The organism is Eikenella halliae, from assembly GCF_001648475.1.
In the GTDB taxonomy this organism is placed as follows: Bacteria; Pseudomonadota; Gammaproteobacteria; order Burkholderiales; family Neisseriaceae; genus Eikenella; species Eikenella halliae.
Genome location: NZ_LXSQ01000022.1, coordinates 19,921 through 40,135 on the forward strand (window position 1 = coordinate 19,921; position 20,215 = coordinate 40,135).

15 protein-coding genes are annotated in these 20,215 nt (G+C 56.3%); 12 read left to right on the top strand and 3 right to left on the bottom strand.

The features are described 5' to 3' along the window. Positions 1–162: 162 nt before the first annotated feature. The 4 genes from rplJ (at position 163) to rpoC (ending at position 9,829) form a co-directional block, all read left to right on the top strand. On the top strand, positions 163–666 hold the full coding sequence (gene rplJ / locus A7Q00_RS09525) for a 50S ribosomal protein L10 (RefSeq protein WP_064090316.1): 504 nt from the start codon (positions 163–165) through the stop codon (positions 664–666). Between the two features lie 45 nt (positions 667–711). Further along, the gene (gene rplL, locus A7Q00_RS09530; protein WP_064090317.1) at positions 712–1,083 is read left to right on the top strand and encodes a 50S ribosomal protein L7/L12; all 372 of its coding nucleotides are present in this window, start codon (positions 712–714) and stop codon (positions 1,081–1,083) included. A gap of 195 nt (positions 1,084–1,278) precedes the next feature. Continuing rightward, entirely contained in the window at positions 1,279–5,460 is a 4,182-nt protein-coding gene (gene rpoB, locus A7Q00_RS09535; protein WP_064090318.1) for a DNA-directed RNA polymerase subunit beta, read from the top strand. Positions 5,461–5,653: 193 nt separating this feature from the next. Beyond that, positions 5,654–9,829: a DNA-directed RNA polymerase subunit beta' gene (gene rpoC / locus A7Q00_RS09540; protein WP_064090319.1), complete on the top strand. Its 4,176-nt coding sequence runs from the start codon at positions 5,654–5,656 to the stop codon at positions 9,827–9,829. 2 nt (positions 9,830–9,831) lie between these two features. Here rpoC and A7Q00_RS13630 read toward each other — a convergent pair whose 3' ends face one another. Together A7Q00_RS13630 and A7Q00_RS09545 are read right to left on the bottom strand one after the other, a co-directional pair. Continuing rightward, the gene (locus tag A7Q00_RS13630) at positions 9,832–10,257 is read right to left on the bottom strand and encodes a hypothetical protein (protein ID WP_156503794.1); all 426 of its coding nucleotides are present in this window, start codon (positions 10,255–10,257) and stop codon (positions 9,832–9,834) included. An 81-nt stretch (positions 10,258–10,338) separates the two neighbouring features. After that, on the bottom strand, positions 10,339–11,133 hold the full coding sequence (locus A7Q00_RS09545; RefSeq protein WP_064090320.1) for a DUF5339 domain-containing protein: 795 nt from the start codon (positions 11,131–11,133) through the stop codon (positions 10,339–10,341). Between the two features lie 417 nt (positions 11,134–11,550). Between A7Q00_RS09545 and A7Q00_RS09550 the strand changes: the two genes are divergently transcribed. Further along, complete coding sequence (locus A7Q00_RS09550; RefSeq protein ID WP_064090321.1) at positions 11,551–12,309, top strand: class I SAM-dependent methyltransferase; 759 nt, start codon at positions 11,551–11,553, stop codon at positions 12,307–12,309. 202 nt (positions 12,310–12,511) lie between these two features. Here the strand turns inward: A7Q00_RS09550 and A7Q00_RS09555 are convergent, their stop codons facing one another. Continuing rightward, on the bottom strand, positions 12,512–13,336 hold the full coding sequence (locus tag A7Q00_RS09555) for a factor H binding protein domain-containing protein (RefSeq protein WP_064090322.1): 825 nt from the start codon (positions 13,334–13,336) through the stop codon (positions 12,512–12,514). A 384-nt stretch (positions 13,337–13,720) separates the two neighbouring features. Here A7Q00_RS09555 and A7Q00_RS09560 point away from each other — a divergent pair, with 384 nt between their 5' ends. From A7Q00_RS09560 to A7Q00_RS09590, 7 genes are all read left to right on the top strand, one after another. Further along, a complete protein-coding gene (locus A7Q00_RS09560; RefSeq protein ID WP_064090323.1) occupies positions 13,721–15,157 on the top strand; it encodes a porin family protein in 1,437 nt (478 codons plus the stop codon). A gap of 244 nt (positions 15,158–15,401) precedes the next feature. Next, positions 15,402–15,758, top strand: coding sequence for a RidA family protein (locus A7Q00_RS09565; protein ID WP_064090324.1), 357 nt, complete (start codon positions 15,402–15,404; stop codon positions 15,756–15,758). Between the two features lie 320 nt (positions 15,759–16,078). Then, on the top strand, positions 16,079–17,191 hold the full coding sequence (gene lptF / locus A7Q00_RS09570; protein WP_064090325.1) for an LPS export ABC transporter permease LptF: 1,113 nt from the start codon (positions 16,079–16,081) through the stop codon (positions 17,189–17,191). After that, entirely contained in the window at positions 17,188–18,258 is a 1,071-nt protein-coding gene (gene lptG / locus A7Q00_RS09575) for an LPS export ABC transporter permease LptG (RefSeq protein ID WP_064090326.1), read from the top strand. The genes lptF and lptG overlap by 4 nt, the downstream gene beginning before the upstream one ends. A gap of 94 nt (positions 18,259–18,352) precedes the next feature. After that, positions 18,353–18,904 (top strand): DUF2726 domain-containing protein, encoded by a 552-nt coding sequence (locus tag A7Q00_RS09580; RefSeq protein WP_064090327.1) that lies wholly within the window; start codon positions 18,353–18,355, stop codon positions 18,902–18,904. Positions 18,905–18,972: 68 nt separating this feature from the next. Next, the gene (locus A7Q00_RS09585; RefSeq protein ID WP_064090328.1) at positions 18,973–19,593 is read left to right on the top strand and encodes a riboflavin synthase; all 621 of its coding nucleotides are present in this window, start codon (positions 18,973–18,975) and stop codon (positions 19,591–19,593) included. Next, positions 19,590–20,210 (top strand): lysophospholipid acyltransferase family protein, encoded by a 621-nt coding sequence (locus tag A7Q00_RS09590; RefSeq protein ID WP_064090329.1) that lies wholly within the window; start codon positions 19,590–19,592, stop codon positions 20,208–20,210. The genes A7Q00_RS09585 and A7Q00_RS09590 overlap by 4 nt, the downstream gene beginning before the upstream one ends. Positions 20,211–20,215 lie beyond the last annotated feature (5 nt).

The window sequence follows — 20,215 nt, forward strand, 5'->3', positions numbered from 1 at the left end:
AGTAGAGTCCAAGACCGTAGGGATCGTAAGATTTAATATTTTACCCTACGTAGACGGTGGTCCTGAGATTATGAGCAAGCAATTGCTTGCAAAATGTCTTTTCAGGTTGCCGAGCTGGTGGATGTCGTTAGACATTCTTTGATAAACAGTAGGAGGTAGACCTTGAGTCTTAGTATTGAAACTAAAAAAGCAGTTGTGGAAGAGATTGTTGCCGGTATCGGCAATGCTCAGACCATGGTGCTTGCCGAATACCGCGGTATCAGCGTTGCTAGCATGACCGAATTGCGTGCCAATGCTCGTAAAGAAGGCGTGTACTTGCGTGTTCTGAAGAATACGCTGGCTCGTCGTGCGGTGGAAGGCACCTCTTTTGCAGGGTTGGCCGAGCATATGGTTGGCCCGTTGGTATATGCAGCATCTGAAGATGCTGTAGCTGCTGCAAAAGTGTTGCACCAATTCTCTAAAAAAGATGAGAAGCTGATCATTAAAGCGGGCTCTTATGACGGTGCGGTGATGGATGCAACCCAGGTAGGTCAGCTGGCTGCAATTCCGAGTCGTGAAGAATTGCTGTCTAAATTGCTGTTCCTCATGCAGGCTCCGTTGTCTGGCATGGCTCGCGGTATGGCTGCTTTGGCTGAGAAAAAAGCTGCTGAAGAAGCATCTGCTTAATCATTTTTATATTTTACTTATTTATTCAATTAGGAGTTTGATAGCATGGCTATTACTAAAGAAGACATTTTGGAAGCAATTGGTGGTTTGACTGTAATGGAGTTGAACGACTTGGTAAAAGAATTTGAAACCAAGTTTGGCGTTTCTGCCGCTGCCGTAGCTGTGGCAGTTGGTTCTGGTACTACGGATGGTGCTGCTGAAGCCAAGTCTGAGGTAGATGTTATTTTGGCTGCCGCCGGTGATCAGAAAGTAGGCGTAATTAAAGTGGTTCGTGCCATTACTGGCTTGGGCTTGAAAGAAGCTAAAGACATGGTTGACGGTGCTCCGAAAACCATCAAAGAAGGCGTTACTCCTGCTGAAGCTGAAGAAATCAAGAAACAGCTGGAAGAAGCTGGCGCCAAAGTGGAAATCAAATAAGTACTTTTTTGCTGACAGGCTGGCAGGTTTCTGCCAGCCTTGTTTCGCTTAGGAGTTAGGATGAAATAATAATTTACATATATTTGCTATAAAAGCCAGCTTTGATGATAAATATATGTAAATTTTAGAGCGGTGATGGGTATTGTTGCCGTTCAAGTGGGAATCAATTCCTCTCGTTATCCGGAGTGTTCAACAATGAGTTATTCAGCGACTGAAAAAAAACGTATTCGAAAGAGCTTTGCCAAACGCGACAGCGTGCTGGAAGTGCCATATTTGCTGGCCACCCAGCTGGAGTCGTACCGAAAATTTCTCCAGCAGGAAACTGCTTTTGATAAGCGTTTGGATGAAGGCTTGCAGGCTGCATTCAATTCTATTTTCCCGATTGTGAGCCACAACGGATATGCCCGGTTGGAGTTTACTCATTACATCTTGGGTGAGCCATTATTTGATATTGCCGAATGCCAACTGCGTGGTATCACTTACGCGGCTCCTTTGCGCGCCCGTATCCGCTTGGTGATTTTAGATAAAGAATCTTCTAAGCCCAATGTGGTGAAAGAAGTGCGTGAGAATGAAGTTTATATGGGCGAAATCCCGCTGATGACACCCTATGGCTCATTCATTATTAACGGTACTGAACGCGTCATTGTGTCTCAGTTGCACCGTTCTCCGGGTGTATTCTTCGAACATGACCGAGGTAAAACCCACTCTTCGGGCAAACTTCTGTTTTCTGCACGTATTATTCCTTATCGCGGTTCATGGCTGGATTTGGAGTTTGATCCAAAAGATTTGCTCTACTTCCGTATTGACCGCCGCCGCAAAATGCCGGTAACCATTTTGCTGAAAGCATTGGGATACAGTGCTGAACAGATCTTGGATACCTTCTACGATAAGGAAACATTCTATCTAAGCAAAGATGGCGTGGAGACCGAGCTGGTTCTGTCACGGTTGAAAGGCGAAACCGTGAAAACCGATATTTGCGATGAGGATGGCAAAGTGCTGGTGGCTGCAGGCAAACGAGTTACTGCCAAAGGGTTGCGCGATATTGAGAAAGCTGGCTTGAAGCGCCTGCGGGTGGATGCTGAGACCCTAATCTGCAAAGTGCTGGCCAAAGACGTTATCGTGCCCGATACCGGTGAAATTCTGGCGCCGGCCAACAGCGAAATCACTGAAGAATTGTTGGCGCAGTTGGAAATTCATGGCGTGAACGAAATCCAAACCCTATATATCAACGAATTGGGGCATGGAGGCTATATTTCCTCTACATTGCAAGTGGATGAAACTGCCGACCAAATGGCTGCACGTATTGCTATTTACCGCATGATGCGCCCTGGCGAGCCGCCCACCGAAGAAGCAGTGGAAATGCTGTTTGATCGCCTGTTCTTCAATGAAGCCAGCTACGATCTGTCTCGTGTTGGTCGCATGAAATTCAATACCCGCACCTACGAGCAGAAGCTGTCTGAAGACCAGCAGCAATCGTGGTACGGTCGTCTGTTGAATGAAACTTTGGCTGGAGCAGCTGAAAAAGGCGGATTTGTTCTTAGTACTGAAGACATTGTTGCCTCCATCGCCACACTGGTTGAATTGCGCAACGGCCATGGTGAAGTGGACGATATCGACCACTTGGGTAACCGCCGCGTTCGTTCGGTGGGCGAGCTGACCGAAAACCAGTTCCGCTCCGGCTTGGCCCGTGTGGAACGTGCGGTAAAAGAGCGCCTGAATCAGGCAGAGGCCGACAACCTGATGCCGACCGATTTGATCAATGCCAAACCGGTATCGGCTGCGATCAAAGAATTCTTCGGCTCCAGCCAATTGTCACAGTTTATGGATCAAACCAATCCGCTGTCGGAAGTGACCCATAAGCGCCGTGTATCAGCACTCGGCCCGGGCGGCCTAACCCGTGAACGCGCCGGCTTCGAAGTGCGCGACGTACACCCGACCCACTATGGCCGCGTGTGCCCGATTGAAACGCCTGAAGGTCCGAATATCGGTCTGATTAACTCATTATCGGTTTATGCCCGCACCAACGATTACGGCTTCTTGGAAACGCCGTACCGCCGCGTGGTAGACGGCAAGGTTACCGATGAAATCGACTATCTGTCTGCCATTGAAGAAGGCCGTTATGTGATTGCGCAGGCCAACGCCGAAGTGGATAAGAAAGGCTACCTGAAAGGTGATTTGATTACCTGCCGCGAAAAAGGCGAAACCATCATGGCCAGCGCCGACCGCGTGCAGTATATGGACGTGGCCACCGGCCAAGTGGTATCCGTTGCCGCTTCGCTGATTCCCTTCTTGGAGCACGATGACGCCAACCGCGCCTTGATGGGTGCCAACATGCAACGTCAGGCCGTGCCCTGTTTGCGTGCCGAAAAACCGTTGGTCGGCACCGGCATCGAGCGCTCCGTGGCTGTGGACTCTGCCACCGCTATCGTGGCCCGTCGAGGCGGCGTGGTGGAATACGTGGATGCCAACCGTATCGTGGTTCGCGTACACGATGAAGAAACCGTAGCGGGCGAAGTAGGTGTGGATATCTACAACTTGGTGAAATTCACCCGCTCCAACCAATCCACCAACATCAACCAACGCCCGGCGGTGAAAGCCGGTGATGTGTTGCAGCGCGGCGATTTGATTGCCGACGGTGCTTCTACCGATCTGGGCGAACTCGCGCTTGGCCAGAACATGACCATCGCCTTCATGCCTTGGAACGGCTACAACTACGAAGACTCGATTTTGATTTCCGAGAAAGTGGCTGCCGCCGACCGCTACACCTCCATCCATATCGAAGAACTCAATGTGGTGGCTCGTGACACCAAGCTGGGTGCAGAAGAAATCACCCGCGATATTCCCAACCTGTCCGAACGCATGCAAAACCGTTTGGACGAAAGCGGCATCGTATATATCGGCGCCGAAGTGGAAGCAGGCGACGTATTGGTGGGCAAAGTAACGCCAAAAGGCGAAACCCAGCTCACGCCGGAAGAAAAGCTGCTGCGTGCCATCTTCGGTGAAAAAGCCTCCGACGTGAAAGATACCTCGCTGCGTATGCCCACCGGCATGAGCGGTACGGTTATCGACGTACAAGTGTTTACCCGAGAAGGCATCCAGCGCGACAAACGTGCCCAATCCATTATTGATGCCGAGTTGAAACGCTATCGTTTGGATTTGAACGACCAACTGCGTATTTTTGACAACGATGCTTTCGACCGTATCGAGCGCATGATTGTCGGCCAAAAAGCCAATGGCGGCCCGATGAAACTGGGCAAAGGCAAAGAAATTACTGCCGAATACCTGGCTTCCCTGCCGAGCAAGCACGATTGGTTCGACATCCGCCTGTCGGATGAAGAGCTGGCCAAACAGCTTGAATTGATTAAGCTCAGCCTGCAGCAGAAACGAGAAGAGGCCGACGAACAATACGAAATCAAGAAGAAAAAAATGACCCAGGGCGATGAGCTGCCGCCCGGTGTGCAGAAAATGGTCAAAGTGTTCATCGCCATCAAACGCCGCCTGCAGGCAGGCGACAAAATGGCCGGCCGCCACGGTAACAAAGGCGTGGTATCGCGCATTCTGCCGGTGGAAGACATGCCCTACATGGCCGACGGCCGCACCGTAGACATCGTGCTCAATCCGCTGGGTGTACCTTCGCGTATGAACATCGGCCAGATTCTGGAAGTGCATTTGGGCTGGGCTGCTAAAGGCATCGGCCAACGCATTGAAAAAATGTTGGCTGAACAGCGCAAAGTGAAGGAAATCCGCGCCTTCCTAGAAAAACTCTACAACGGCAGCGGCAAGAAGGAAGACCTCAAATCGCTCAGCGACGAAGAAATCCTCACTTTGGCCGAAAACCTCAAGGGCGGCGCCACCTTCGCTTCGCCGGTGTTCGACGGTGCCAAAGAGCAGGAAATTTACGACATGCTCGAATTGGCCTACCCGAGCGACGACCCTGAAGTGCAGAAACTGGGCTTCAACGATACCAAAACCCAAATCACCCTGTATGACGGCCGCTCCGGCGAACCGTTCGACCGCAAGGTAACCGTGGGCGTGATGCACTATCTGAAACTGCATCACTTGGTGGACGAAAAAATGCACGCCCGTTCAACCGGCCCGTACTCGCTTGTTACCCAGCAGCCGCTCGGCGGTAAAGCCCAGTTCGGCGGCCAGCGTTTCGGTGAGATGGAGGTGTGGGCGCTGGAAGCCTACGGCGCCGCCTACACGCTGCAGGAAATGCTGACCGTGAAATCGGACGACGTAACCGGCCGCACGAAGATGTACGAAAACATCGTTAAAGGCGAACACAAAATCGAAGCCGGCATGCCCGAATCGTTTAACGTGTTGGTAAAAGAAATCCGTTCGCTGGGCTTGGATATTGATATGGAGCGGTATTAAACGGGGCTTTTCAGGTAGCCTCTGAGGCTACCTGAAAATAGAAACGGCCACTGTGCCGGCGCAATATATCCGCCGAGCTGCCGTTTGCCGCCGGGCAAAATCCGGCCAAGCCGCCCGCCCATATTTTTCAGGTAGCCTCAAAGGCTGTCTGAAACAGAGTGAGCAAAATACAAAATCCTGATTGGGAGCAAAAATGAATCTGTCGAACCTGTTTAACCCCCTGCAAGCTGCCGGCATGGAAGAAGAATTCGATGCCATCAAAATCGGCATCGCCTCGCCCGAAACCATCCGCTCTTGGTCTTACGGCGAAGTGAAGAAGCCGGAAACCATCAACTACCGTACCTTCAAGCCGGAGCGCGACGGCTTGTTCTGCGCCAAAATCTTCGGCCCGGTAAAAGACTACGAATGCTTGTGCGGCAAATATAAGCGTTTGAAATTTAAAGGTGTAACCTGCGAAAAATGCGGTGTGGAAGTTACCCTTTCCAAAGTGCGCCGCGAGCGCATGGGGCATATCGAGCTGGCCGCGCCTGTTGCCCATATTTGGTTCTTGAAATCACTGCCTTCCCGCCTCGGCATGGTGTTGGACATGACCCTGCGCGATATTGAGCGTGTGCTGTATTTCGAAGCCTTTGTGGTAACCGACCCCGGCATGACCCCGCTGCAACGCCGCCAGCTGCTGACTGAAGAAGACTACTACGCCAAGCTGGATGAATACGGCGAAGACTTCGATGCCAAAATGGGTGCCGAAGGCATTCGCGAATTGTTGCGTTTGCTGGACGTGCCGGCTGAAATCGAAATCCTGCGCCAGGAATTGGAAAGCACCGGTTCCGAAACCAAAATCAAAAAGCTGGCCAAACGCCTGAAAGTATTGGAAGCCTTCCAGCGCAGCGGCATGAAGCTGGAATGGATGATTATGGACGTGCTGCCCGTGCTGCCGCCCGATTTGCGTCCGCTGGTGCCGTTGGACGGCGGCCGTTTCGCCACTTCCGATTTGAACGACCTTTATCGTCGCGTGATCAACCGCAACAACCGCCTCAAACGCCTGCTGGAGCTGCACGCGCCCGACATCATCGTGCGCAACGAAAAACGCATGCTGCAGGAAGCGGTAGACAGCCTGTTGGACAACGGCCGTCGCGGCAAAGCCATGACCGGCGCCAACAAACGCCCGCTCAAATCGCTGGCCGACATGATTAAAGGTAAAGGCGGCCGCTTCCGTCAAAACCTGCTGGGTAAACGCGTCGACTACTCCGGCCGTTCTGTGATTACCGTAGGCCCCTACCTGCGCCTGCACCAGTGCGGCCTGCCCAAACGCATGGCTTTGGAACTGTTCAAACCGTTCATCTTCCACAAACTGGAAGTGCGCGGTGAAGCGGCTACCGTGAAAGCAGCGAAAAAGCTGGTGGAGCAGGAAGTGCCGGTGGTGTGGGATATTTTGGATGAAGTGATCCGCGAACATCCGATTATGCTCAACCGCGCCCCGACCCTGCACCGCTTGGGTATTCAGGCTTTTGAGCCGATTCTGATTGAAGGCAAGGCCATTCAGCTACACCCCTTGGTGTGCGCCGCGTTCAACGCCGACTTCGACGGTGACCAAATGGCAGTACACGTGCCGTTGAGCCTGGAAGCGCAAATGGAAGCCCGTACCCTGATGCTGGCCTCCAACAACGTGCTCTCGCCCGCCAACGGCGAGCCGATTATCGTGCCGTCTCAAGATATCGTATTGGGTCTCTACTACATGACCCGCGATAAAATCAACGGCAAAGGCGAAGGCAGCCTGTTCTCCGACGTGAAAGAAGTGCACCGTGCTTACTACACCAAGCAGGTGGAATTGGGCACCAAAATCACCGTGCGCCTGCAGGAATGGGTGAAAAACGACCAAGACGAGTTCGAGCCGGTTACCAAACGCTACGAAACCACGGTTGGCCGCGCTCTGCTGTCTGAAATCCTGCCCAAAGGCTTACCGTTTGAATACATCAACAAGGCGCTGAAGAAAAAAGAAATCTCCCGCCTGATTAACGCCTCGTTCCGCCTGTGCGGCTTGCGCGATACGGTTATTTTTGCCGACCACCTGATGTACACCGGCTTCAGCTTCGCAGCCAAAGGCGGCATCTCCATCTGCGTGGACGATATGGAAGTGCCGAAAGAGAAAGCCAAACTTTTGGCCGAAGCCAACGCCGAAGTGAAGGAAATTGAAGACCAATACCGCCAAGGTTTGGTGACTAACGGCGAGCGCTACAACAAAGTGGTGGATATTTGGGGCCGTGCCGGCGATAAAATTGCCAAGGCGATGATGGACAATCTTTCCAAACAGAAAGTAATCGACCGCGAAGGCAAAGAAGTGGATCAGGAGTCGTTCAACTCCATCTACATGATGGCCGACTCCGGTGCGCGTGGTTCTGCCGCCCAGATTAAACAGCTTTCCGGTATGCGCGGTTTGATGGCTAAGCCGGACGGTTCGATTATCGAAACCCCGATTACCTCCAACTTCCGCGAAGGCCTCACCGTATTGCAATACTTTATCGCCACCCACGGTGCGCGCAAAGGTTTGGCCGATACCGCATTAAAAACCGCCAACTCAGGTTACCTGACCCGCCGCTTGGTGGACGTAACCCAAGACTTGGTTGTGGTGGAAGACGATTGCGGCACCAACGACGGCTTCGTAATGAAAGCCGTGGTACAGGGCGGCGACGTGATTGAAGCCTTGCGCGACCGCATCCTTGGCCGCGTTACCGCGCAAGACGTGGTAGACCCTTCCAGCGGCGCTACTTTGGTGGAAGCCGGCACCCTGCTCAACGAGCAGCTGGTGGATCTGATCGACCGCTCGGGCGTGGACGAAGTGAAAGTCCGCACCCCGATTACCTGTAAAACCCGCTACGGCTTGTGCGCCAAGTGCTACGGCCGCGACTTGGCACGCGGCAAGCTGGTGAACACCGGCGAAGCCGTTGGCGTGATTGCCGCCCAATCCATCGGCGAGCCCGGCACACAGCTGACCATGCGTACCTTCCACATCGGTGGTGCCGCCTCCCGTGCCGCTGCCGCCAGCCAAGTGGAAGCCAAATCCAACGGTACCGCCCGTTTCAGTAGCCAGATGCGCTATGTGGCCAACAACAAAGGCGAATTGGTGGTGATTGGCCGCTCCTGCGAACTGGTGATTCACGACGAAGTGGGTCGCGAGCGCGAACGCCACAAAGTGCCCTATGGTGCCACTTTGCTGGTGCAGGACGGCTCTGCGGTGAAAGCCGGCCAAACCCTGGCCACTTGGGATCCGCATACCCGCCCGATGATTACCGAATACGCCGGCCGCGTGCGCTTCGAAAACGTGGAAGAAGGTGTAACCGTTACCCGTCAAACCGACGAAATCACCGGCCTCTCCACTTTGGTGGTGATCGACGGCAAACGCCGCACCAGCACCAGCAAGCTGCTGCGCCCCACCGTGAAGCTGTTGGACGAAAACGGCGAAGAGGTTACCGTGCCCGGCACCGAAACCCCCGTTTCCATGGCCTTCCCCGTGGGCGCGGTGATTACCGTGCGCGAAGATCAGGAAGTGGGCAAGGGCGACGTGCTGGCGCGTATCCCGCAGGCCTCCTCCAAAACCCGCGACATTACCGGCGGTCTGCCGCGCGTGGCCGAGCTGTTTGAAGCCCGCGTGCCCAAAGATGCCGGCATGCTGGCCGAAGTAACCGGCACGGTGTCTTTCGGTAAAGAAACCAAAGGCAAACAGCGCCTGGTGATTACCGACTTGGAGGGTGCGGCACACGAAACTTTGATTTCCAAAGAGAAACAGATTCTGGTGCACGACGGCCAAGTGGTGAACCGTGGCGAGATTATCGTAGACGGCTCGGTTGATCCGCACGACATCCTGCGCCTGCAAGGCATCGAAGCGCTGGCACGCTACATCGTGCAGGAAGTGCAAGAAGTGTACCGCCTGCAAGGTGTGCGCATTTCCGATAAGCATATCGAAGTAATCATCCGCCAGATGCTGCGCCGCGTGAACATTGCCGATGCCGGCGAAACCGGCTTCATCACCGGCGAGCAGGTGGAGCGCGGCGACGTGATGCAGGCCAACGAACGCGCCGTTGCCGAAGGCAAAGAACCGGCACGCTTCGACAATATCCTGCTGGGTATCACCAAAGCCTCGCTCTCCACCGACAGCTTCATTTCCGCCGCTTCCTTCCAGGAAACCACCCGCGTGCTCACCGAAGCCGCCATCATGGGCAAGAAAGACGACCTGCGCGGCCTGAAGGAAAACGTGATTGTCGGCCGCCTGATTCCGGCCGGTACCGGCCTCACTTACCACCGCAGCCGCCGTGCGCAGTGGCAGGCGCATCACGAAGCGCAAGTGAACGACCAGGTGGATGATGTCGAATAAGGCTACCTGAAAAGCAAAAGGCTGAAACCGTAAGGCGCGGTTTCAGCCTTTTTTCGGGTGAAATGGGTAGGAAGCCGATGAAATTCTGTTTTCAGGTAGCCTTTACACGAAATGTCGGATTCAAGAATCCAAGCGACCCCGAAGGGCGAGCGCCCATGATGCCATCCTAGCTGAAGGCTACCTGAAATCCGCAGGCCGGGTTCTCGAATCCGATATTTGATGTTGCAGCGGTTGGGTCGGCCGCAGGCGTAACCAAACCAAGCAGGTGCGGCTGCCGTTGGGTTGTCCAACCCACGTGCCCATGGGGGGTTGAAGCCGAATCGTTTAAAAATGCGTTTAGTGGATGAACAAAAACGGAGCAAGGCGGCGAGCCGCAGACAGCACAAGGAGTACGGCAAGGCGAGCCAATCTTTAGCGGTTTTGTTCATCCAATATCCTCACACAACGCACAGCTCGGCCGAGCGGGAAAGGCTACCTGAAATTTCAGGTAGCCTTTTTCGTATTGCTCCTCAACGCTTATGCGCTGCCGAGGCGGCCTGCGGTTTGGCTTCGGCGGGTTTGGCCTGCTGAGCCGGGGGTTTGGCAGGCTTGCCCTCGGCAGCTTTTTGTTCGCAGCCCATCTGCTGCACCATTTCTTCAAACTGGCGGTTCACCACTTCGCAGCCTTCGGCATCCAGTTGCGAGAGGTCGCCGCGCGTGGCTTCCAGCGATTGCAACAGCGCATCGGCCTGGCCGTCGGGAGCTTGGCGGAAGCAGGCGCGGGCGCGTTGGAAATAGGTTTCGCACACGGGGTTCATGTGGTCGGCGGTAGTGGGCGGCAGGGCATGTTCCGGCTCGGGGTTGGCTTCGGCGGCGGTGAGCGGGTCGTCTTCGGCATTGCCGTCCGACACTTCGGGAGTAACCAGTTCCACCGATACGGTGGCCGTTTCGACGCCGGATGCGCTGCCTGCGGCCGGTGCCGAGGCCTGCGAAGCTGCGGTTTCGGCGGCGGGGGCGGGGTGTTTGCGGTTGCCGCCGGATAAAAGCCCGAAGGCGAGCAGCAGGCAGCCGGCCACGATGGCGGCCGCGGCCGGCAGCTGCGGTTTTGCCCGCAACTGCTGCGGCAGGGTGCGCAGTTTATCCCGCAGTTTCTGCCACAGGGCGCGCAGCTTTGCCGGTGGTTTGGGTTGCGGGGTTTGCGGTTTAGCTTGCCGTTTTGGCCGCAGAGCGTGCAGTTTGGCCTGCAGCCGCTGCCGGTATTGTTTCCAGTTTGGTTTGCCTTGCATCATGATGAATATGGGTGTGGGGCGGTTGCCGTTGCGCATCTTACACGCAAGCCGTGCCGCTCGGGAAGGGCGGCGGTAGGGCAGGGCGGTTTTTGCGGCGTTTCGGCCGGTTGCCGGGCAGCCTTTTCAGGTAGCCTGCCGCTTGCCGCAGGCACGCTTTTGCAGTATAACCACCTCCGCGCCACATACAACAACATCATTATTCATCGGCGCGTCAAACCACTTCACCGTTTCCCCCAACTGCCGCCGGCCGCCGCGCATCCGCGTGTGTGCTGAAATGCCGTCTGTTTTTCAGGTAGCCTTTTGCCCAATCGTTTGCGTGGCAGGATATGCAGTGAACCAAAATTAAGAATGGGGTAAGGCGAACCAACGCAACAACATTCTTATTTTGAACCTTCTACACGCAAACCCTGGGGCGCGGCAGCCCCGCTCACCGCATCCGCACAGGAGAATCTTATGAAAAAAGACCAAACCGGCCATCATTTCCTCGCCCGCATCGGCAAAACCCGCCTGCGCCCCGGCGGCCGTTTCGCCACCGAATGGCTGATCAACCAAACCCGCTTCGCCCCCGATACGCAGGTACTCGAAGTGGCCTGCAATATGGGCACCACCGCCGTGGGGCTGGCGCAGCGCTTCGGCTGCCACATTACCGGCGTGGATTTGGACGAAAACGCATTGAATAAGGCCCGGCAAAACATCCGCGCCGCCGGGCTGGAACATCTGGTGCAGGTGCAGCACGCCAACGCCACCGAGCTGCCTTTCCCCGACAATAGCTTCGATGTCGTCATCAACGAAGCCATGCTCACCATGCTACCGCTGGCCAATAAAGAAATGGCGGTGGCCGAATACTTCCGCGTGCTCAAGCCCGGCGGCGTGCTGCTCACGCACGATGTGGTGGTGAGCGAGCACAACACCGAAGAAGCCGTGGAACGCCTGCGCGACACCATCCAAGTAAAAGTTACCCCGCTCACCGAAAACGCCTGGACCGATCTTTTCCACCGCAGCGGCTTCAGCAACATCACCACCATCAGCGGCGGCATGACCCTGCTCTCGCCCAGAGGCTTGATTTACGACGAAGGCTGGCGGCGCGCCTTCCAAATCGTGAAAAACGCGCTCAAAGCCGAAAACCGCGAAACCTTCAAACGCATGTACCGTACCTTCAACGATCCGGCCAAAACCATGGGCTATATCGCCGTGCACAGCCGCAAGGCCTAGCTTGCCAATCAGGCCGGGCATCCGCCCAACTGCCGCCGCCTTCTGAACCGGCTGGTCGGCAAACATGGAAAAAGGCTACCTGAAAATTTCAGGTAGCCTTTATTGGCGGCAGCCGTGCCCTACCCTTGGGAAGTGCGCTTTTCAGCAGGGAAACCGTGCTAAGCAGAGGGTAGAAAGCGGTTGGCTGCCGCGGCAAGCAGGGTTAATTTACGCGGCCGCCGGCGAAGCCGACTTCCTTGTTCGGCTGATTGTTGAAATGTGCCTTGCCGGCAATTTCATTGGCCTGCGGGCCAAAAATGCCGAGCTCGTAATTACCCGCCCCGTGAGTGGCAGAACGAGCTGTGCCGTTAATCACGTTATGACCATTCGGGTTTTGGGTAATCGGTGCGTCTGCCAAATCGATATTGCCGAAGCCGTTTAAGCCGGTAATCGAGCCATGGCCTCTTCTTGCGCCGTAATCAATTTGGTAGTTCAGGCCATTGCTTTTGTTATCCGAACCAGCCATTGCCCGGCCTTTATAGTTGATGATGCCTTGGGTGGGCAGGTTGCTGGTGAATTCACCTTGGATGGAGCGAACATAGAAGTCGCGGGTTGGCGTGGCCGGATGGCCGGGCTCGATTCTGTTGTGCAGTTGCGCACCCACCACGGCGGAGTAGGATTGTTTGTAGACTTCCAAAACGCCGTTTTCTATCTCTTGGTTGGCAGCATTCTTCAACACATAAGGCAGAGCAGTGAAGGCATTCTGCCGTTTGTGGCCGATCTGGATAGAGTCTCTGCTGGAGTATTCTTTCACATGATTGGGCGTATTGATAAATTGGTCATCGGTAACCTGGATTTTGGACGCCGCTCCCGGCAGAAGGCCTGTGCGGGTGAATTCATCCGAACCGATATTGCTCAGTTGGCGATAACCGCCTTCTTTCGGCGTAAACGGATCAGTAATCGCATTAGCCAGCGAGCTGCCTGCGCTGCTGCAGCCGCCTAGGGTGAGGGCGGTGAGAATCATGTAAAGAATGTGATGTTTTTTCATGTCAAATCCTTTCGTTTCGTTGCGAGGGATACTGCTTGGACTGGATACAGTATAGCACGGCGATTGGCAGGAAATATGACGAATATCAAATAGTTTGGTATTTATTGGTAGTTTGCCGCTGGTTTGTTGGTTAATTTAAGCAAGAAAGTTTACGTTCCCTTTTGAATGTAAAAATGATAGAAAAAGATATGAATGGTTAGGCCGGATCGGCGAATCTGTTTGAAACGGGCGAGAAATTCGCCATTTTGTCCACAAGAAGCCGCTGTATTGGAGCGGAGTCATTATCATTTCCTGCGTTTTACAAATGTTAGTTCAGGTTTGGCGGGCATATCGAATCCGCTATAATCCGTCCGTTTATAGATTTTGCCGTGAAGAAAGCGTTGGATGAGCATACTGAACAAGCCTTGCTTGGCCGCCTACCTGCTGCTGTTGCCTTTTCAGGTAGCCTTGGCCGCACCGGAAGGCAGGCTGGAAACCGAGCCGGACACGGGCTTCGACATCACTCCAGCCGCCGCGCCGCAGGCGGAAGCCGCGCCCGCGCCTGCTGCCGCGCCGCCCGACAACCGCCTGCAAATGAGCCGCGAAGAGCTGCTCAAGCGCCCCGAGCTGCTGCAACAGGCGCTCAGCTATGCCGTGCTCACCCACAATGCCGAAGGCGCATCGCTGCTGCTGCCGATTTATCTTGAGCTCCCAGGACCGCACGATGCGCTGCTGGTGGCTTTGGCGCAGGCGCTGATTGCCCGCGCCGAGGGCGACTACCAACGCGCCATCGCCCTCTACCGAGCCGTATTGGCAGCCGACCCCGACATCCCGCCCGTGCGCCTTTCGCTGGCGCAGAGCCTGTTTGAAAACCGTGCCGACAAAGATGCGCGGCAAGAGTTCGAACACTTCCGCCAAACCCCCAATCTCGCACCCGAGCTGCAACAGCTTACCGGGCAATACCTCGAAGCCCTGCGCAAACGCGACCGCTGGAGCTTCGGCGGCAGCGTAAACTTCATCAGCGACAGTAATGTAAACAACGCCGGCAGCGAGCGCGAAATCCGCACCCCGCGCGGCGTGTGGAAACTGCCCGAGCCCGAATCCGCCCAAGGCTTCGCCTACCGCCTCAATGCCGATCGCGACTGGAACGTACACGGCAACCTCTATTGGCGGCTCAGCCTCGACGACTACGGCAAATTCTATTGGAACAACCACAAATTCGACGACCAAATCGCCCGCCTTAGCAGCGGCCCCGCCTACAAAACCGCTCGTGCCGAAGCCGCCGTTACCCCTTATTACGAACGCCGCTGGTATGGCACGCACAAATACTCGCGCGAAGTCGGCGTGCGCGCCGAATGGCAATATTGGCTCACCCCGCGCCATAAAATATTGAGCGCGCTGGAAATCGGCGAGCAGAGGCACGACCGCCGCCGCTGGCTCGACGGCGACAGCTACACCGCTTCCGGCACCTGGCTTTTCGTGTGCAGCCCCACCCAATATTTCAGCTTCGGCCTCGACTGGCTGCGCAAAACCGCCGAAGACAACAGCGAATCCTACACCCGCAAAGGCCTGCGCCTGGGCTGGACGCAGCAATGGGGCTGGGGGCTCACCACCTCCGCTCAAATCAGCGCCGGCCACCGCAGCTACGACGCCCCCGACCTGTTCCGCATCACCCGCCGCGACCATGAGTTGGCCGCCAGCCTGGTGCTCTCCCACCGCAAACTGCAATTTGCTGGCATCACCCCGCAGCTGGTGGCCACTTGGCAGCGCGTAAACAGCAACCACTTCTTCTACCCCTACCGCAAAGGCAATGTGTTTATCCAGTTTGGGCGTTCGTTTTAACGTTGCAGGCTGGCAAGGGACAAAAGAAAGGCTACCTGAAAATTTCAGGTAGCCTATAATCTGCCCACTCAACCGCCAGAGCAAACCAATCTAGATTTGCCTCGCCTCGCTTTCATACCGACAGCAGCCTGCCGCCCGGCGTGAAGTCATACCGGTTTCAGCCGTGCCTGAAGCATGACTTCAGTGAAGCCAAGTTTTCAGGTAGCCTTTTCGCCGTTTCCCATTCCCCAAGAAAGGACTTCCCATGCCCCTCCGCCACCATCTTCCCGCCGCGCGCTATTCTGAAGCCGTGGTGGCCAACGGTTTCGTTTTCCTCTCCGGCCAAGTGCCCGCCAATCCTGAAGCCGATATCGAAGCGCAAACCGCCGACGTGCTCGCGCAAATCGACCGTATTCTCGCCGACTGCGGCTCAGACAAGGCGCATATTTGCGAAGCGGTCATCTACCTGCCCGATATGGCCGACTACTCGGGCATGAACCGCGTGTGGGATGCCTGGGTGGCGCCCGGCAAAGCCCCTGCCCGCGCTTGCGTGCAGGCCGCACTGGCGGATGCGGGCTGGAAAGTGGAAATCAAGATTACGGCGCTGCAGCGCACCGCATGACAGTAGCGGCCTTCTGCCGTACAATCCGCGCGGTTTCTTTTTATCTGGCTAGGGACTGTTGGTCATTACCGGTTTCCGCGTCTTTTTGCTCCCCCAAGGCGGCGTCTTCCACGTTGGAAATCATTGCAAGGTGTCCAGCCTTACTGCGGTTTCCGCCTTGAATCTGCTACTTGGGGGCAAAAATCCACTGGGAAAAGTGATTGCTAGCAGCCCCTAAAGCACTTATCCCTTTTTGTAACGGCATCTTGTTTGGTGTGCAAGAGAGGCGTCGGCCCACAGCTGCTTCAGGCTACCTGAAACTGGCATAACTACGGAACGATATGGTTTATCAGAGAAAATTCATTAAAGAAGTATCACAAACGGCGATGGGCGTATTCGTGCTGCTCTTGGCCACCTTGGTGGCGGTGCAGGCGGTGAAGCTGTTGGGTGGCGCGGCCGGCGGCAAGGTGGCGGCAGATGCGGTGGCCACGCTGGTGGCGTTTTGGACGGTGGCGCTGATGCCCATCGTGCTCATCCTCACGGCCTATATCAGTGCGCTTACCGTGCTTTCCCGCTATTGGCGCGACAGCGAAATGGCGGTGTGGCTCTCGTCCGGCCTGTCGCTTTACGGCTGGATTAAGCCGTTGATGGCGTTTGCCGTGCCTTTCGCCCTGCTCACGGCATTGGTGTCGATGCTGGTGATGCCATGGGCGGATGCGCGCAGCCGCGAATTTGCCGAAGTGCTGAAGCGGCGGCAGGATACTTCTATGGTGCGCCCGGGCGTGTTTCAAGAGTTTAATAAAGAAGTGGCCGGAGTGTATTTTCTGGAAAAATTCGATGCAGGCAGCGGCGAAGCGAGCAATTTGTTTGTCCGCGAGCTCAACCTCCAAGGGCGCGATACGCTGATTACCGCCGAGCGCGGCCGTTTTACCGAAACCGACAATAAGCGTACGCTGGAACTGTTTAACGGCCGCCGCTATAGGGGCACACCAGGTATGGCAGATTATGAGGAGATATCGTTCGAACGACTGCATTTGGTGGTGGGCACCGCGCCCAAGCTGGTGCAGCGCGATATGCACCGCCGCACCGTGCCCACGGCCCAGCTGTGGGGCAACACCAACCCCGAATTGCGCGGCGAATTGATGTGGCGCATCACCATGCCGGTGAGCGTGCTGATTTTGGCGCTGTTGGCATTGCCGCTTTCCTATATGGACAACCGCAGCGGCCGCAGCTACAGCCTCTTAAGCGCCATCGGCATGTTTCTGCTCTATCAAAACGGCCTCACGCTGGTGCGCGACGGCATCAGCAGCGGCAAGATTCCGCTGTGGCCGGGTTTGATTGTGCCGCATCTTTTGATGCTGATGCTGGCCGTGTTGCTGTTGCGCGTGCGCAGCCAGCCATCCCGACCGTTTTGGCAGGCTTTACGCCTGGCCTTGGGAGGCAAACCGGCATGAAACTGCTCACCCGCTATCTGATCCGCCGCTTGGGCACAGCCACGCTGTATGCGCTCTTGGCCTTAGTGGCGCTGTTCTCGTTTTTTGAAGTGATTAACGCCGTAGACGATGTGGGCGACGGCAACTACACCGTGCTCACCCTGATTCTGTATGTGGGCATGCGCCTGTTTGGGCACATGTATACCCTGCTGCCGCTGGCCGTGCTCATCGGCTGCCTGGCCGCCTTGAGCCAGCTCGCCTCCGCCAGCGAATGGACGGTTATCCGCACCAGCGGCGCGTCGCTCAAGCGCATCATTAGCACCGTCGCCTCAGTGGGCTTGCTGGCCGGGCTGCTCGGCGTGGCTTTGGGCGAATGGGTTGCCCCGTATATGGAACAACGCGCCGAGCGGCTGCGCCTGCATGCCGTGCAGCAAACCGTAAGCCTAGGCGGCAGCGGCCTGTGGTTTCGGCAGGGCAGCGACAACATCAACGTGCGCGAAATGCTGCCCGACGGCCGCCTGCTCGGCATCCGCATCTACCGCTACAACCAACACGCCGCACTGGAATCCGCCTGGCAGGCAGACGAAGGCCGCGTAAACGGCAACGGCACTTGGACGCTCAAGCAAGTGGCGCGCACCCATATTGCTGCCGAACGCACCCAAACCGAACGACTTGCCAGCGCCGAATGGCCCAGCGACGTGGGCGTGGAGCTGCTCGGCGTGCTTTTGGTGGACACCGACCAAATGTCGGCCCGTAGCTTGAAAATGTATATCGACCACCTGCAAAGCAACGGCCAGCAAACCGCCGCCTATGCCACCGCCTGGTGGCGTAAGCTGCTCTATCCGCTGATTTGTACGGTGATGGCCTTGGTGGCACTCGCCTTTACCCCGCAAAGTTCGCGCCACGGCAACATCGGCGTGCGCCTGTTCCTCGGCATCTGCCTGGGCCTCGCCTTCCACTTCGCCGGCCTGCTCTCCGGCTACATCGCCCAACTCTCCAACATGCCGCCCCTTGGCGCCGCCATCCTGCCCGGCACGGTATTCGCCATCGCCGCCGCCTGGCTGATTAGGCGGCAGGAAGCGCGTTGAGGAAAGGCTACCTGAAAACCAGGCTTGGTATTTTCAGGTAGCTTATTGATGGGTGCTGTTGCTAGGATGGACAGGATAAACGGGAGAATAAGAAATGATGCTGATACTGGCTGTGTTGGTGGTTGTGATTGTTTTGGCTTTGGTTTCAGGTTCAAAGAAAGATGGCGGCAGGAAAAGAGCTGCCAAGGCACAACGGACAACATCAGATGACGTGAATAGGCCTTGGCCGTTCTACCCTAGCTATGCTATGACTCAAAATGAACAAGAGGTATATTGGAAGCTGGTGCAGGCCTTGCCAGACTATATAGTGCTGGCGCAAGTACAGGCTTCACGGGTATTGAAGGTAAAGCGAGGAGAGAACAATCAGGCGTGGCTTAACCGGATTAGTCGTATGAGTTACGATTATCTGATTTGTAATAAAAGCGCTTATCCCCTGTTGGTAATCGAATTGGATGATCCAACGCATGAGAGGGCAACCCGCCAAGATGCCGACCGCCGAAAAGAGATGGCCTTGGCCGGTGCGGGAATTAAAATCGTCCGTTGGCGGAAACAGAATGTACCCTCTGCGGAGCAAATTTTGGCACTTGTACGGCAGCAGCAAGCAATGTTTCAGGAGCGGATGACACGGAAACAAAAGGCTACCTGAAAACCGGGCTTGGCGTTTTTCAGGTAGCCTTTATTCTGTTGTAAAACCAATATAATCAAGGAGAAACCATGTTTACAGGAATCGTACAAGGCTTGGGCGAAGTGCTGGCCGTGGATCAGCGCGCGCCCGATTTCCGCAGCCACACCGTGCGCCTGCCCGAGGGTGCGGATGCCGATTTGCGCGTGGGCGCATCGGTGGCGCACAACGGCTGCTGCCTCACCATCACCCGCGTACACGAAAACGGCGCGGCGGATTTCGACCTAATGGGCGAAACGCTGGCCAAAACCAATCTGGGCGCATTGCAGCCGGGCGACAAGGTAAACATCGAGCGCGCCGCCCGCTTCGGCGACGAAATCGGCGGCCACAGCATGAGCGGCCACATCACCGCCACCGCCGAAATCAGCCGCATCGAAGCGAACGGGCTGAACCGCACCGTGTGGTTCAGGCTACCTGAAAACCTGAAAGGCTATGTTTTCCCTAAAGGATTCATCGGGCTGGACGGCTGCAGCCTCACCGTCGGCACGGTAAGCGACAGCGAATTCAATGTACACCTCATCCCCGAAACCTTGAACCGCACGCTGTTTGGCAGCCGCCGCGTTGGCGAGCGGGTGAATGTGGAAATCGATCCGCAAACGCAGGTGATTGTGGACACCGTGGCGCGGATTTTGGCGGAAAAGGACAAGGCATGATGCCGCTGCCGCCGCAAGTGCCGCGCCGGGGCGGCGGAATCAGCCGCCGGGTGGCGGCCGCTTTACTCCGGCTGTTGGGCTGGCGCGTTGCAGGCAGCGTGCCGGATGTGGCCAAATGCGTGGTGGTGGCCGTGCCACACACGTCGAATTTCGACGGGCTGTATGTGCTGCCCGCCATGCTGGCTTTGGATTTGAAAATGAGCATCTTCGGCAAGAAAAGCCTGTTTGCCGTGCCCGGTTTGGCGGCGTTTTTGCGCTGGGCGGGCGTGATGCCGCTGGATAGGAAACGCGCCGGCGGCGTGGTGGACGAAGCCGTGGCCGCTTTCCGCCGCAGCGAGCAGCTGTTTCTCGGTATCTCGCCGGAAGGCACGCGCCACGCCGCGCCCAAATGGAAAAGCGGCTACTGGCGGATTGCCCGCGGCGCCGGTGTGCCGGTATTGCCGGTGGCAATCGACTACGGGCGGCGCGAAGTGCGCTTCCTGCCGCTGTTTACCCCCACCGCCGACATGGCCGCCGACCACGCCGCACTGGCCGCGCTGTTTCACGGCATCGAGCCGAAGCATAAACATCGTTTGTCTTGGCCGCTGCGTGAAACCCAGATGACCGAAACCGATTGATAATT